Source organism: Halalkalibacter sp. AB-rgal2 (assembly GCF_041821005.1).
Classification (GTDB): Bacteria; Bacillota; Bacilli; order Bacillales; family Bacillaceae_D; genus Halalkalibacter.
Window position 1 is genome coordinate 37,583 of record NZ_JBGUAV010000022.1, and the last position, 13,772, is coordinate 51,354.

Annotated in this window: 12 protein-coding genes; 11 read left to right on the forward strand and 1 reads right to left on the reverse strand. The window is 35.9% G+C overall.

All coding sequences use genetic code 11. The annotated features are described in order from the left end of the window. Positions 1-64 precede the first annotated feature (64 nt). From ACERJO_RS15670 to ACERJO_RS15685, 4 genes are all read left to right on the forward strand, one after another. Positions 65-1,084: a LacI family DNA-binding transcriptional regulator gene (locus ACERJO_RS15670; RefSeq protein ID WP_247104609.1), complete on the forward strand. Its 1,020-nt coding sequence runs from the start codon at positions 65-67 to the stop codon at positions 1,082-1,084. A gap of 307 nt (positions 1,085-1,391) precedes the next feature. Further along, positions 1,392-2,777 carry an MATE family efflux transporter gene (locus ACERJO_RS15675; protein WP_373648098.1) on the forward strand — a complete coding sequence of 462 codons (1,386 nt, stop codon included), beginning with the start codon at positions 1,392-1,394 and terminating at the stop codon, positions 2,775-2,777. A gap of 364 nt (positions 2,778-3,141) precedes the next feature. Next, positions 3,142-4,503: an ABC transporter substrate-binding protein gene (locus ACERJO_RS15680; RefSeq protein ID WP_373648099.1), complete on the forward strand. Its 1,362-nt coding sequence runs from the start codon at positions 3,142-3,144 to the stop codon at positions 4,501-4,503. A 284-nt stretch (positions 4,504-4,787) separates the two neighbouring features. Beyond that, a complete protein-coding gene (locus ACERJO_RS15685) occupies positions 4,788-6,923 on the forward strand; it encodes a methyl-accepting chemotaxis protein (RefSeq protein WP_247104614.1) in 2,136 nt (711 codons plus the stop codon). Positions 6,924-7,007: 84 nt separating this feature from the next. On the opposite strand, the gene ACERJO_RS15690 is transcribed toward ACERJO_RS15685, so the two are convergent. Beyond that, positions 7,008-7,604 carry a restriction endonuclease gene (locus tag ACERJO_RS15690; RefSeq protein ID WP_373648100.1) on the reverse strand — a complete coding sequence of 199 codons (597 nt, stop codon included), beginning with the start codon at positions 7,602-7,604 and terminating at the stop codon, positions 7,008-7,010. 64 nt (positions 7,605-7,668) lie between these two features. Here ACERJO_RS15690 and ACERJO_RS15695 point away from each other — a divergent pair, with 64 nt between their 5' ends. The 7 genes from ACERJO_RS15695 to ACERJO_RS15725 all read left to right on the forward strand — a co-directional run bounded on the left by ACERJO_RS15695 (position 7,669) and on the right by ACERJO_RS15725 (position 13,705). Beyond that, positions 7,669-8,289 (forward strand): restriction endonuclease, encoded by a 621-nt coding sequence (locus ACERJO_RS15695; protein ID WP_373648101.1) that lies wholly within the window; start codon positions 7,669-7,671, stop codon positions 8,287-8,289. A 462-nt stretch (positions 8,290-8,751) separates the two neighbouring features. Beyond that, positions 8,752-9,933 (forward strand): MalY/PatB family protein, encoded by a 1,182-nt coding sequence (locus ACERJO_RS15700; protein WP_247104620.1) that lies wholly within the window; start codon positions 8,752-8,754, stop codon positions 9,931-9,933. A 170-nt stretch (positions 9,934-10,103) separates the two neighbouring features. Then, positions 10,104-10,250, forward strand: a complete 147-nt coding sequence (locus tag ACERJO_RS15705; RefSeq protein ID WP_247104622.1) for a hypothetical protein — start codon at positions 10,104-10,106, stop codon at positions 10,248-10,250. Between the two features lie 81 nt (positions 10,251-10,331). Then, entirely contained in the window at positions 10,332-10,820 is a 489-nt protein-coding gene (locus tag ACERJO_RS15710) for a YwpF family protein (protein ID WP_247104623.1), read from the forward strand. A 71-nt stretch (positions 10,821-10,891) separates the two neighbouring features. Next, positions 10,892-12,103: a bacillibactin exporter BcbE gene (gene bcbE / locus ACERJO_RS15715; protein WP_247104624.1), complete on the forward strand. Its 1,212-nt coding sequence runs from the start codon at positions 10,892-10,894 to the stop codon at positions 12,101-12,103. 355 nt (positions 12,104-12,458) lie between these two features. Beyond that, the gene (gene ytkD / locus ACERJO_RS15720; RefSeq protein ID WP_247104625.1) at positions 12,459-12,932 is read left to right on the forward strand and encodes an RNA deprotection pyrophosphohydrolase; all 474 of its coding nucleotides are present in this window, start codon (positions 12,459-12,461) and stop codon (positions 12,930-12,932) included. After that, positions 12,929-13,705, forward strand: a complete 777-nt coding sequence (locus ACERJO_RS15725; RefSeq protein WP_373648102.1) for an alpha/beta hydrolase family protein — start codon at positions 12,929-12,931, stop codon at positions 13,703-13,705. The genes ytkD and ACERJO_RS15725 overlap by 4 nt, the downstream gene beginning before the upstream one ends. The last annotated feature ends 67 nt before the right edge of the window (positions 13,706-13,772 follow it).

A 13,772-nucleotide genomic window follows, 5' to 3' on the forward strand; every position in this document is an offset into this window, starting at 1 on the left:
TTATGATAATAACTATACTAACAAAAATAACACTTTGTGTTAAATCACTCTTGAGGTGAAGGCTTTGGCGAGGAAAAAAGTAACTATGCAACAAATTGCTGATGTAGCTGGTGTTTCTAAGTATGTGGTTTCAAAAACGTTAAATGGAAAACCGGGAGTAAGTGATCAAACGAGAGAGAAAATATTATTTATTGCAAAGCAACTGGGTTATCATTCTGATCTAGTGAGATCCAATAAGTCAGAGGAAGCCGATGCTAATAATTCGTCGTTTATTATAGTCGTAATTGAACACCAAAGCCATCATGATTCTCTTTATTGGGGAAAGATTATTGATGGTATTTATGAAGCAGTTAATGAAATGAAATTAGGGATGATGATCGTAAGTGAGGACCAGCAAGTTAGACAATTGGTTAATACGACCAGCTTGAAAGGGATTATTGGAGTTGGGCACGTATCGTCTGAAGTATTATTGGAGTTAAATCAGTTAGCGGTACCTATCGTTCTAATTAATCATGAGAACAGCTTAGTTTCTGCTGATTCTATTTATGCTGATAACATGGATGGGTTATATAAGTTGACTAATCATCTCATTGCAATTGGCCACCGTTCAATTTCATTTGTTGGGGATACGTCTTATTCAAAAAGCTTCTATGAACGTTGGTTAGGTTATCGAATGGCGATTGAAGAAAATGGTCTTCAAGATGAAATAATAAAACAACCGCTTTCCATTCCTTATTCGAGTGAATTTCAATTATCATTTCAACGATGGGTAATGGAGCGTGACAAAATACCGACAGCTTTTCTTTGTGCTAATGATGATTTAGCTCAAAAAGTGATCATTAGTCTTAAGCAAGTAGGCTACAGTGTTCCTGCTGATTGTTCTGTAACTGGGTTTGATAATATTGATTCAAGTGCATTAATTAAGCCAAGCCTATCGACTGTGCAAGTATTGAAAGAATCGATTGGTCAAAGAGCTGTATATAAGCTAATTTGGCGAATGGAACATAGGCAGTTTCCTCCTGAGAAATTGCTGATCAAAGCTGAAATTGTCATGCGAGATTCTGTAGCTACTCTAAAGAATTGAGTTCTATTTAGATGGAGCATTGGCACGTTTAAAAGCAAATTTATAGAATAAAACATTTTTCAGATACGAGGATGAGTCGTAGTAACAATTCATCCTCGTATCTTTTTGTGAGCTTAGAAACGAGAGTGGAGTGAAGAACAAATTAAGGAAGAGGCGGAGTTAGGAATTAGTGCTGTCTATAGTTGTTATCGAATAAGAAGCTTAACGATGAGTTTTCATATTTGCGATTAATTGAATACATTGCTATATTAATTAGGTTGTAACTAACAAAAATGATAACAAAAATAACAAAAGGTGGAGAGGTAAGTTGAATACTTTAGAAAAAGATAAAAAAGATAAAGCTTTTTATAAACGAATGATGGCATTAAGTGTTCCCATTACGATTCAGTTTTTACTAACGTCATTTTTAAGTATGGTAGATTCCTTGATGGTTGGTCAGCTTGGAGAAGTTAGTATTGCGTCTGTTGGAGTAGCAAATAAAATCACGATCATTTTAATTCTTATTACACAAGGCTTTGCAAGTGGAGCGGGGATCTTTGCTGCTCAATATTGGGGGAGAAAGGATAAAGTTGGTATAAGTAAAATATTGATTATTACGACAACGATTATTTCTGGATTTACAATAGTCGCTACTTTCTTTGTTGTTGGATTTGCTAATCAATTAATTTATTTATTCTCTCCAGATCAAGCTGTAGTTGGTTTAGGTTCTTCGTATATAAAAATTATAGCAATTAGTTACTTTTTCACGGGAATAACAATTATTCTAACGGTTATATTAAGGTCAATGGGGGAAGTGAAGCTTCCGATGTATTTTAGTGTCTTTGCCATTTTACTTAATACACTGTTGAACTATTTATTCATTTTTGGTAATGGCGGATTTCCTGAAATGGGGATAGAGGGGGCTGCTATTGCAACAGTTATTGCTCGTACGATTCATTGCGTATTAATGGTATTGCTCATTAGACAGTTTAATTTATTTTCAGCCTTTCGACTTATCGATATGAAAGAGGTGTTCGAGAGTGGTTTAGTAAAAAGTTATTTTGTTATTTCAGTTCCATCGATCTTAAATCATATCTTTTGGACATTAGGTGAAACTAGTTATTTTTGGGTATTTGCTCGTATGGGTACGAATGAATTAGCTGCAGCGACCTTGATTGATCCATTAATCTTTTTGTTTATGGCTGTATTTATCGGTTTAGGAGATGCTGCATCTGTAATGATAGGTAATAGCATCGGTAGTGAACGGTTTAAGGAAACTTACCAATATGGGAAAAAATTTCTTTTGATCACATTTGGGCTGTCGATCGTGGCATCTGCTGGTGTTTTGTTAGTCGCTCCACTTTTTGTTAGCTTTTATAATGTTAGTTCGATTGTATCCGAATACGCGATCTCGATCTTGTATGTATATGCAGTTATTTTACCTTTCAAAATGCTGAACCAAGTAAATAATATAGGTATATTACGAGCGGGCGGAGATACAAAGTTTGTGATGTATTTAGACTTAATAGGTGTATGGTTAGTAGGTTTACCTTTGGCTCTTATAGGCGCATATGCGGGTTTTCCGATTTATGTTGTATTTGGTCTAGCCAATATACAAGAAGTTGTTAGAATCTTATTTGGATTGAAACGTACATTGTCACGAAAATGGATGAACGTTGTCGTCGAAGAAGAGAGTAAATGTAATGTAAGTTAAATGATTTAGGTAAAGGGGCTGTGACATACGTGTATTAAATGGGAGTACGAACAACTGCACAGCAATGTAAATAATCCGCTACGTTCGCGCGATATTCGTATTTTCAGTTGAACACTTTGGTATGTTCCAGTCTTTTTACTTAAAAAAGTATATAAACTGAATTAACTGAAATTTACCGTTTACTTAATTATAAAAGAGAGTGATAGTATAACCATTGATATAAAAGGGTTTATATAGGTTAAAAAAAGTTTTAAAAACCGCTTGACTTGAAAGCGTTGCCACTATAAAATGAAATTGTTGAATCTTGTAACGTAATTTTTGATTCAACGATAAACTAATTTGTGTGACACAGGGGGTAAATAGAATGACAAAGAAATTTTGGTTAGCACTTGCTTTGGCTGCAATGGCAATGTTCATAGTAGCTTGTGGTGGTGGTGACACCGATGATGAAGGTACAACAGATGAAAATGATACGGAAGAGGCCGATTCAGGTGAAGCAACAGCTCCTGAAGATATTGAAGGAGATATTACTATTCTTCATCAACGTACTGATATCAATGATACAGTATTTGAGCAAGATTACAGAGAACGTTTCAACGAAGTTTATCCGAATATTAACTTAAGCTTTGAAGCAATAACAGATTATCAAGGTCAAGTACAAATTCGTATGAATACACAAGACTATGGTGATGTATTGCTGATTCCAGATAGTGTTGTTCCTGGAGATTTACCACATTTCTTTGAACCGCTTGGAACAGTAGATGAACAACTTGAGGAATATTTGTTTGCTGATGATTTTGCTTATGAAGGTTTGTCTTACGGTATTCCGATTGTCGTAAATGCAAATGGAATTGTTTATAATACTGAAGTTTTTGAAGAAGCGGGAATTACTGATATTCCAGCAACTCCAGATGAATTTATCGAAGCATTGCAAGCTATTAAGGACAACACGGATGCCATTCCTTTATACACGAATTATGGCGATGCTTGGCCTCTAGATCAGTGGGAGCCAAACCGACTTTCAATTGCTGGTGATGAACAGTTTATTAACGACCTAATCGATACAGAAGCTCCATTCTCTGAAGGAGAGCCACATTATACTCTTTACAAAGTTATGTATGATGCTGCGAATCAAGGATTAATTGAATCTGATCCGTTGACGACTGATTGGGAGCTTTCAAAACAAATGTTAGCTGATGGTGAGATTGGTGCGATGGTTTTAGGTTCTTGGGCGATCGTGCAAATGCAAGAAACGGCAGAGGCTTCAGGATATGATTCAGATGTAATCGGATATATGCCATTCCCTTATACTCAAGATGATGGAACTGTTTATTCAGTAGTAGGTGGAGACTTTAATCTTGCAATTAATGTGAATTCTGATCATAAAGAGGCTGCTAGAGCTTGGATTGATTGGTTTACCCATGAGTCAGGTTATGCATTTGATCAAGGTGGAATTTCACCTATTGTAGGTGAAGATTTCCCAGATACACTTGCTGCATTTGAGGAACTAGGTGTAGAGTTTATTTCAGATGCAACTCATAGAGAAGGTGAAGAAGGCTGGCTAGATGACATTGATAACATTTCAGAAGTAGGATTCTGGCAAGCAAACTTCAAGCAACGTATTATTGAAGCTGCGATTGGTAACCGTAATGAGTCATTTGATGACATTATGGATGATTTAAATAGTAAATGGGCTCCAGCGCGTGAGCAAGTTGTGAATCAATAATAAAACGATATCGTTAAAAGGTAAGAGCGATAATGCTCTTACCTTTTTTTTGAGTAATAATTAGGTATAAAGTTTCATTAAGTAAGTTCTGTTATTGACGGTCTATCGGTCGTCAGTTATAGTTAAATTATAAATAATTAGTTATAAAGAAATGAATCTTTTGTATGATGTGAAAGCGTTGTCAGATCGAAGTTTGTTTTAAGAAAATGAACAAACTATTGTCCTAATTAAATCATACAAAATGAAAGCGGATGATTAAGCCGAGAGAGTAGAGGGGGATACATATGAGAAAGCTGCTTAACCGTTTCAGGAAAGAAAGCATTCAAATCTCCAACAAGGAGAGCTGGTTTCAAAGGATTAAAGACAAAATTCAGCAACGTTTTTCAAATCGTGAGCAAATGCACAAAAAGAATCGTTTTTCATTTTTAAAGAGACAACAACAAGAACGAACGAATCAACCGGATGGAAAAGTTGAAAAACGGATGACATTGAAAGTGAAATTAATCGTATTTTTTATTTTATTTAGTGTTATTCCGAGTGTTGTTGTTGGTAACTTCGTTTATTACATATCAAAAGAAACGATCTTTGATAAGACGGCCACGATGAGTGAAGAAATAGCAGGTCAAGTTACTTATAGTGTGGATACAGTTATAGCAGAAGCTGAAAAGGTAACAATGCTTCCATTTTCCAATTCTGATTTAATGGATACATTAAGCGAAGAGTATGAAGACCAATTTGAACAAATGCGAGCGCAATCAGATGTAAGCACTTATTTTTCATCTTTAATATTTTCATATAATCACTTTAATAATTTCTTTTTTGTAACAAATGATGGAACGGTAATGGGCTCGAGAAATTCAGAATTTGATACGAATGCCTTTATCGAGAATGATTTAGAACGCCTGAGTGAACAAGCATCAAATCGGGCTGTTTGGTTAACTGGATATCAGGACCACTACGGTCATATGTATGTGCTAAGACGGTTAACGGGATCATTCGGTAATGATTTAGGGTTTTTGGTTTTAAGTGTAAATCGCTCTGCATTTAGTGGGATTTTTGACCAATTTGATGCAAGCTCTGGGCAAAATATATATGTTATAGATAGTGAAGGACAAATTGTATCAAGTAATGAAAGAGAATTAGTTGGAGAAAACTTTGAGAGTAGCGTGGAAACGGATGGGCAGCTTGTTTCAGAAAACGAAGGATCAACAGGTTGGACAATTAGTGTTACGACTCCTGAGGAATTTTTACTAAGAGAAATGAACAGTGTCTATTACCTTGTTTATGTTGTAATCGGAATATTTGCTCTCATATCGATAGTCGTCGGTTTCTTCTTAACTTTAACGATTACGAAACCGTTAAATCAACTTATGAACTTAATGAAGGTTGCTGAGAATGGTGATTTGAAGGTTAAATCTAAATACTTATATTCGAATGAAATTGGACAATTAGGACGTAGCTTTAACAAAATGGTAGCTAATTTTAAAGCGATCATTTATGAAAATAAAAAAGTATCAAAAAGTGCTGTTGATAGTGCGGAAAACTTAAATAAAATCTCCTCAGAATCGTCTGAAACAGCAGAGCAAGTAGCTGCTGCTATTGAAGAATTAGCAAAAGGTGCCGTAGAGCAAGTAAATTATTCAGAGAATACAAATAAGGAAATGAATGTTTTGTCTGATGAAATTGAAGGCGTAACGAAATATGTGCAAAATGTATCGAATGCTACAGTGAAGACGCAAGAGTTAAGCAGAGGCTCCCTACAATCTATGCAAGGGCTAACCGACAAGAATTCGGCTGTTGGTGAAAATATTAAGAGTGTTGAATCAACTATTGTGAAATTAAGTGGAGATGTAGCCGAGATTCGTCAAATTATTGAATTAATCCGAAATATTAGTGATCAAACGAATTTATTGTCGTTAAACGCAAGTATTGAAGCTGCCCGAGCAGGTGGGTCAGCTGGACAAGGCTTCGCAGTAGTAGCTGCTGAAATACGTAAGCTTGCTGAAAAGTCAAAACAATCTACGATACAAATTGAAAATGTGATCTCGAATATTTTAGGTGTAACAGATGAATCTGTGGATCTTGTTAATCAATCAATTGTATTATTTGATGAACAAACGTCTGCAATTGGTGAGACAAGAGAATCCTTCAATAAAATCATTGAGGATACAGGATCAATTATTACAGAGATCCAAGATATTGAACAATCTATTCATAAGATTAACGGAACAAAGGACCGAGTTGGTCAAGCGATAGAAGAGATGGTGAAGGTTGCAGAAGTCTCATCTTCAACTACGGAAGAAGTGACAGCAACTACAGAGGAACAGGCTGCTGCAGCGATTCAACTTGGTCACTTGGCTCAAGACTTAGCCGAAACGATGAGCGACTTGGAAGAACAAATTAATAAGTTTAAATTGTAAGAGTCTAAAAGGAGAAGTTTCTAAGGAGTGCTTCTCCTGTTTCTAAAAAGGCTAGAGGTGTACTTTTATTAGTTGAAATTCGTCTTAGTATTTTGTTAAAAGGGAGCGTACGCGAAAGATAAAGCGGTGCTTCCTTTTTTCTGTTGCGATTGACGAGAGCATTTCTTCGACGGTGTCGTAATCCATGAGTATAAATTTTTGTGCTATTGCCTCTTTCTTTACTTCTTGTGAGAAATGTTGATTTGTTACAATGAAGCTTTGGTGGGCATTCAATGCAATTCTATTCTCATGTAACTGTTTTAATTGGCTAGTAGAAAAGAGCTCTTTACTACTAATAAGATGTACGGTAGCTTTTAGTCCTTTTTTTCGTAAAATTAAATCAGCGATTGGTGGTCGTCCTTTTACATTACTAACAGAATAACCTTGCTTTTTAAAAAGAAAAGAGAGCAGTTGTTTAAAATCTTCTTTCTTCAATGTGTTTTTTGACTCGTGCTCCCTTTTCGTTGTGTGAAGGCGTAGCTGTCTTTGGAAAAAGGATATAATAATGAGTAGGATAGTAAGTGATAAGGGGATACATAATAGGAAAAAGTTAATATGATATAGTTGTACAATTAGGTATGTAATAAGAAAAAGAAGAATAGGACTATATGACCACTTTCTTTTGTCAGTTTTTTTCATCATTATGTCACTCCTTATTGTTAACGTCCCCATGTATGTGAAAATTATGCAAAGTTAGGAGAATGAGATGGATCAAGAATGGTTTTGGGATTATCGTATTCTGTCAATAATTGCGGTTGTCATTATTTCATTATTAATCGTTTTTTTATTTCGAAGTAAAAAGAAAAGATATGATGTCAGAAAAATAACAATGAATGATATTGATCGAATGACTGGATATGAATTCGAGCATTATTTATATGTGATGTTTGCAAGTATCGGGTTTGATCATACATCAATTACGAAGAGTAGTCGGGATTTTGGTGCGGATCTTACTTTTACAGACCTTGATGGTGAAAAAGTAGTTGTACAAGCAAAGAGGTTATCAGATAAATTAGGGCTCGATGCTGTTCAAGAAGTTTATGCTGCAAAAGCCTATTATGCAGCAGATGTTGCCCTTGTTATGACAAATACAGATCATGTGTCATTACCTTGTAGGAAGCTAGCTAGTGCGACAGGTGTAAAAATTATAAGTAGAGATCAGCTACATAAGTTTGTATACGAAGGAAAAAAGGGCAGGATTAATGAAGTGCAGGAGATTATGAATCAAGCGGATGAACATGTAGTATATTGCTCGGATGAAAGTATTGAAAGGATAGAACACAGTAGAGGAATGATTGAAGCAGGTGATTATTACGTGAAATTGTAGTTATGGAACGGTGTTAGCGTAGGATAGATATCAACCAAGCCCTCCTTTTCATAAGTTATATGAGGAGGGATGTTTATGCTAAAAGTAATTGATTGTCAGCTTGTTATATTTATTGGGGGATCTTTGCTTCAGGATTGTCGTCCTTTACGTATACCGCAAATGTATTATTTACGATGAGGTTTTATAAAAGTGTTTTTAGTCAAAGGAACAATATGAAGTCATCCGTGGAAAGAGAAGTGTATGCTCGAAGCCGCGATCAGAGTGAAATGTTCGCTCGCATGTTTGATTGTTTTTCTATAGAAAGGAACACTTTACTTATGTTTCAGACTCATCATAGTAGACCATTTTATTCTCTAAAAAAGGAAATCAGTGCATGTTTGTTGAATAGTAACTATTGACCTGATAACGTAAAAATCATTAAATGTAAGTAGAGTGTTTTATATTTTGGAAGGAAGTGTAAGGATGAGTTTTCAATTTGATGAAGTCATTGATCGACGTGGTACGGACTCAATGAAATGGGACATGACAAAGCAACGGTTTGGTGGAGATAATTTATTACCGTTATGGGTAGCTGATATGGATTTTCGGGCACCTCAAGAAATATTAGATGCCCTACATAAAAAAGTGGAGCATGGTATTTTTGGTTACCCTGCTCATTCAGATAGAGTAGATCATGCAGTTGTAAATTGGTTGAAACGTCGTTATGATTGGGAAATTCAAAAGGATTCAATTATTTATACTGCTGGAATTGTTCCGACGATTAGCTATATTATCCAGGCGTTTACAGAGCCGGAAGATGAAGTGATTATTCAAACACCAGTTTATTACCCTTTTTATGATGTAGTGAACAAAAATAATCGTAAGCTTGTGAGGAACCCTTTATCATTTGATGGCAATACGTATACAATGGATTTAGAGCATTTGGAATCGGTCATAAGCGATCGAACAAAGATGATTGTTTTATGTCATCCACACAACCCAGTAGGTAGGGTTTGGAAGCGTGCAGAATTAGAAGCGCTCGCTTCAATTTGTCAAAAATATGATCTTCTTGTTGTTTCTGATGAAATACATGCAGATTTACTGTTTAAAGGACAAAGACACATTCCGTTTGCGTCAGTAAACGAGGATGCTGCACAAAGAACATTTTCGTGCTTGGCACCTAGTAAAACCTTTAACTTAGCTGGTATTCAAACGTCATATGTTGTTGCTGAAAATAAGAAAATGCGAAATATATTAACTCAGCATTTAGCGGCATCATTTGCTAATATGACTAATTCTTTTGCTGAAGTTGCCACGGAAGCTGCTTATAATCATGGTGAGGTGTGGCTTGAAGGACTAATGGATTATGTTGAGGCTAATTACGGTTACATTAAGCAATTTATTACTGAACATATGCCGAAAGTGCGTGTGCTTCCATCAGAAGGAACGTATTTAATTTGGATTGATTGTTCTCAATTGCCATTTACACCACAAGAGAGAAAAAGTTGGTTAATCAATGAAGTTGGGTTAGCGCTAAATCCAGGATCAATCTTTGGAGAGGAAGGGAACGACTTTGAGAGGATGAATATTGCTTGTCCAAGAGCGACCATTCAAGAAGCACTCGAAAAGTGGAAGAAATCGTATGATCAACTATGGAAGAGTTAGAGTTTACTTTTTAATCGAAGCCTATGAACGTGCAATAGAGTGTACCTAATAATGATATTTTTATCGTTCTATTAAAAGTAGCCACTATTTTGCACCAACAAGAGTCTGTTCATACTCATTCATTCAGAACTATGTAAGGACCACTATTTTTAGAAAAGAGGTTTTATTCCATGGTAATGAAAAGTCTGTATTTAGAGATGTTAATGGATTTCCAGAAAAAATTAGGTCGGGAATTAACAAACGAGGAGAAGTCATTGCTACAGTGGGCTGAAGAAAAAGAGTATGAGGATTTTTATCGAGGAGTGAAAAGTTCATAAATGTGCTAAGTAAAGGGTTGTTACGTACAATATTGTATGATTAAGTAGCAGCCCTTTTTGCAATCTAGAAAGGAGATGAATATGAAAACGTTTAAATTAATTTCACTATGTGTACTTGATGGTAAAAAAGGACAAGTTGAACAGAAAATGGTCCCAATTGAAGATGGATTAATTATAAATATGGCTAACCCACATGCATGGTATATTGAAGCAATTGTGGACAAAGATCAAGCTAAATATTTTCAAATGATCTATGAGAGAAGAGGAAATATCCTTGTTGATGTTGTGATTACGAGCAAGGATAATCATCCTGCAGCGATGATCACAAATGTTGAATCAGTTACTCCTTTATCAGGACAAATGAGTATTTTGCTAAAAGGTGAATTAGCTTTTAAAAAGGATGATCTATTAGCTGATGTTTTAGAGGACATTGTGAATGAAGGCTTTAAAGGTCAAGAGCTACTTGAGGAGTTTGGAAACAGGCGGCAAAATTTAATTGAATATTCGCAAAGAACGCTTGATGAATTGTATCAAACATTGCGTAAAGGTGGTCGCTATTCGTTAGAGTAATGGTGAATAGAATGTGAGAACCTCCCCATACTAAAAAGGTTAATATGCTCGTAGGATGGAGGAACTCATTCATGGAAGAGAAGAAAACATGGGATATCATATCAATTTCATCGATCCCACTAGTCATGACTTTAGGAAATTCTATGCTGATTCCCGTTCTTCCTCAGATTGAAAGGGAGCTACAAATTTCATCTTTTCAAGTAAGCATGCTTATTACGGTTTATTCGATTGTGGCGATATTATGTATTCCCATTGCGGGGTACGTTTCAGATCGAATTGGGAGAAAAAGAGTAATTATTCCTAGCTTAGTTATAACAGCGATAGGAGGAGGCATTTCCGCTTTCGCTAGCTGGAAAATGAATGATCCTTATTCAGTGTTAGTATTTGGAAGGCTTTTACAAGGAATTGGTGCTGCTGGAGCTGCCCCGATTGTCATGCCACTTGTTGGAGATATGTTTACAGAAGAGAAGGATGTTAGTAGAGGTCTAGGGATTATTGAAACCTCTAACACATTAGGAAAGGTGCTAAGTCCTATACTAGGAGCTGCCTTAGCACTTATTGTTTGGTATATGCCTTTTTTCGCAATACCAATTTTTTGTTTTATTTCGATCATCGCGTTAAGCTTATTGGTGAAGGAACCAAAGATGAAAGAAAAACCGTTAGCTTTTAAAGCGTTTATAAAAAGCTTGCTTCTTATTTTTAAACAAGAAGGTAAATGGTTATATGCTGTTTTTATAGTTGGTGGAATTAGCATGTTTGTACTCTTCGGGGTACTATTTTATTTATCAGATTTATTAGAAAAATCTCATCAAATTGATGGAATTAAGAAAGGCATTATATTAGCTATTCCTTTAGCGGCACTTTGCTGTGCATCATTTGCGACCGGTAAAGTGATCGGACAGGATAAACAAAAAATGAAATGGATGACGGTGTTTGGGGTGAGTTTATTAACGATTGCATTATTTGCGATGTCATTTTCTCAAGATATCTATTTACTGTTAACAGCTTTATTAGTAAGTGGAGTAGGTATTGGCATCGCTCTTCCTAGTTTAGATGCCCTAGTAACGGAAGGGATAGAGATGGCCCAGCGAGGTTCGATTACGTCGCTTTATAGTAGTATGCGTTTTGGAGGAGTCGCTTTAGGTCCTCCTGTTTTCTCCATGTTAATGAAAACAACACATGCCTTTACTTTCTTACTCAATGCTGGAATTTGCATACTCGCATTAGTTGTCGCGCTTCTAATGATTAAACCTGAACAAAAAATAAAAATTACATGGGATTGAAGGAATATTTATTCTAGGACATATTGAAGCAATGGTGTAGTTGTGGTGAAATGAATTTGTTTTTGAAATTGATATCTAAAAAGAAAAACTGCATTTGCAGTTTTTTTTCTGTAATAGACATGATAAAATGCGATGGAAACAAAGAACACGAGGGCACTGAATAAGTTAGATAACAGAGGCCACCTGAAAAAGTACAAATCAACTTTTCAGTCCCTTTGATTTGACTAGCAATGGCTTCATTCGTTGCTCACTTGATACGAGATACCTACCCGTATCAAGCTCTTCAAAATGGACAACAGTTTCGCACATTGCTTAAAGAACACCGTATTTTTAGTGGAAGGTGGTAACGTGGAGCATGATTCAATGTATGGATCAAAATGGATGTCTCGTTCATTTACGACTTGGAGAAGACTTTACCATTGAACCTGAACATGTTTTGGTCTTTTGCCGATTTAAACAGAAATGGTTAGTGACGAACCATTGCAGTAGAGGATTAGAATTTCCAGGCGGTAAGAAGGAAAAAGGAGAATCACTTGAAGAAGCAGCTTTTCGTGAGGTATGGGAAGAGACAGGTGCTATTTTATCTCAACTAAAGTATTGTGGATTTTATGTTGTTAATGAGATTGATCATGAATTTCATAAAGCTATTTTCTTTGCTGAAGTTATAGATGTTGAATCAAAGGAAGATTACGGAGAAACGGGAGGACCGGTTTTAGTAAAACAATTTCCCGAGAATATTAAACATGATAATCGATACAGTTTTATTATGAAGGATGATGTACTTCCTGCTACATTAAGTTGGTTGAAGAGGGAAGGCTTGACAACATGATTATAAGTCAGACGAATTTGAAATCTCCTCATTCTGCTATTGAGCTTATGGAAATCACATATTGTAGTCAAGGATTACGTGTAAAGGCTTATCTAGCTACTCCTCGTAATCAGAATAAGCTTCCTGGGTTACTTTATTTACGTGGTGGCATTAAACGTGTCGGTATGGTTAGAATCGAACGTGTTATTCAATGGGCATCTGAAGGAATGGTCGTAATGGCCCCTTTTTATCGCGGTAATTTTGGTGGGGAAGGCAGAGAGGATTTTTGTGGAGAGGACCGTCAAGATGCGATTTCAGCATTTGATGTTTTAGAGTCATTAGATTCAGTTAATCGCCACTCTATTCATATTGTAGGATTTTCAAGAGGAGGTACAATGGCTTTACTAACGGGAATGGAGAGATCTAATGCGAAAACGATTACGTGCTGGAATGGTGTTTCAGACATGAAGCTTACATATGAAGAACGTGTTGATCTAAGAAGGATGATGAAACGTGTTGTCGGAGGAACTCCGAATAAATATCCAGAGAGATATGAATGGAGGACTCCGTTAGGAAAACTGGAGCAATTACAATCACGTGTATTAATCATTCATGGTTTGTTAGATGAGCATGTTTCTGTAGAGCATGCTTTTCGCTTAAAAAAAAGCTGTGATCGATTTAAAAAACAAGCTGATATGTGGCTATATCCAACCTTTAAACATCAATTTCCATATGAAGCGCAAAAAAAAAGTGCTTGCAAGTGCAGCTCAATGGATGAGGCGAGCAATTATTGACTGAATTTGGTTGATTCATAATTTTTTAATAATATATAGTTGACAGTTTACGATGATGTGCGATATG

What these genes read in the sequence shown, in the direction of transcription:
- ACERJO_RS15700 (WP_247104620.1), top strand. Translation starts at nt 8,752, where the DNA reads ATGAGTTTTCAATTTGATGAAGTCATTGATCGACGTGGTACGGACTCA.
- ACERJO_RS15705 (WP_247104622.1), top strand. Translation starts at nt 10,104, where the DNA reads ATGGTAATGAAAAGTCTGTATTTAGAGATGTTAATGGATTTCCAGAAA.
- ACERJO_RS15695 (WP_373648101.1), top strand. Translation starts at nt 7,669, where the DNA reads ATGGATCAAGAATGGTTTTGGGATTATCGTATTCTGTCAATAATTGCG.
- ACERJO_RS15725 (WP_373648102.1), top strand. Translation starts at nt 12,929, where the DNA reads ATGATTATAAGTCAGACGAATTTGAAATCTCCTCATTCTGCTATTGAG.
- ACERJO_RS15690 (WP_373648100.1), bottom strand. Translation starts at nt 7,604, where the DNA reads ATGATGAAAAAAACTGACAAAAGAAAGTGGTCATATAGTCCTATTCTT.
- ACERJO_RS15710 (WP_247104623.1), top strand. Translation starts at nt 10,332, where the DNA reads ATGAAAACGTTTAAATTAATTTCACTATGTGTACTTGATGGTAAAAAA.
- ACERJO_RS15680 (WP_373648099.1), top strand. Translation starts at nt 3,142, where the DNA reads ATGACAAAGAAATTTTGGTTAGCACTTGCTTTGGCTGCAATGGCAATG.
- ACERJO_RS15685 (WP_247104614.1), top strand. Translation starts at nt 4,788, where the DNA reads ATGAGAAAGCTGCTTAACCGTTTCAGGAAAGAAAGCATTCAAATCTCC.
- bcbE (WP_247104624.1), top strand. Translation starts at nt 10,892, where the DNA reads ATGGAAGAGAAGAAAACATGGGATATCATATCAATTTCATCGATCCCA.
- ytkD (WP_247104625.1), top strand. Translation starts at nt 12,459, where the DNA reads ATGATTCAATGTATGGATCAAAATGGATGTCTCGTTCATTTACGACTT.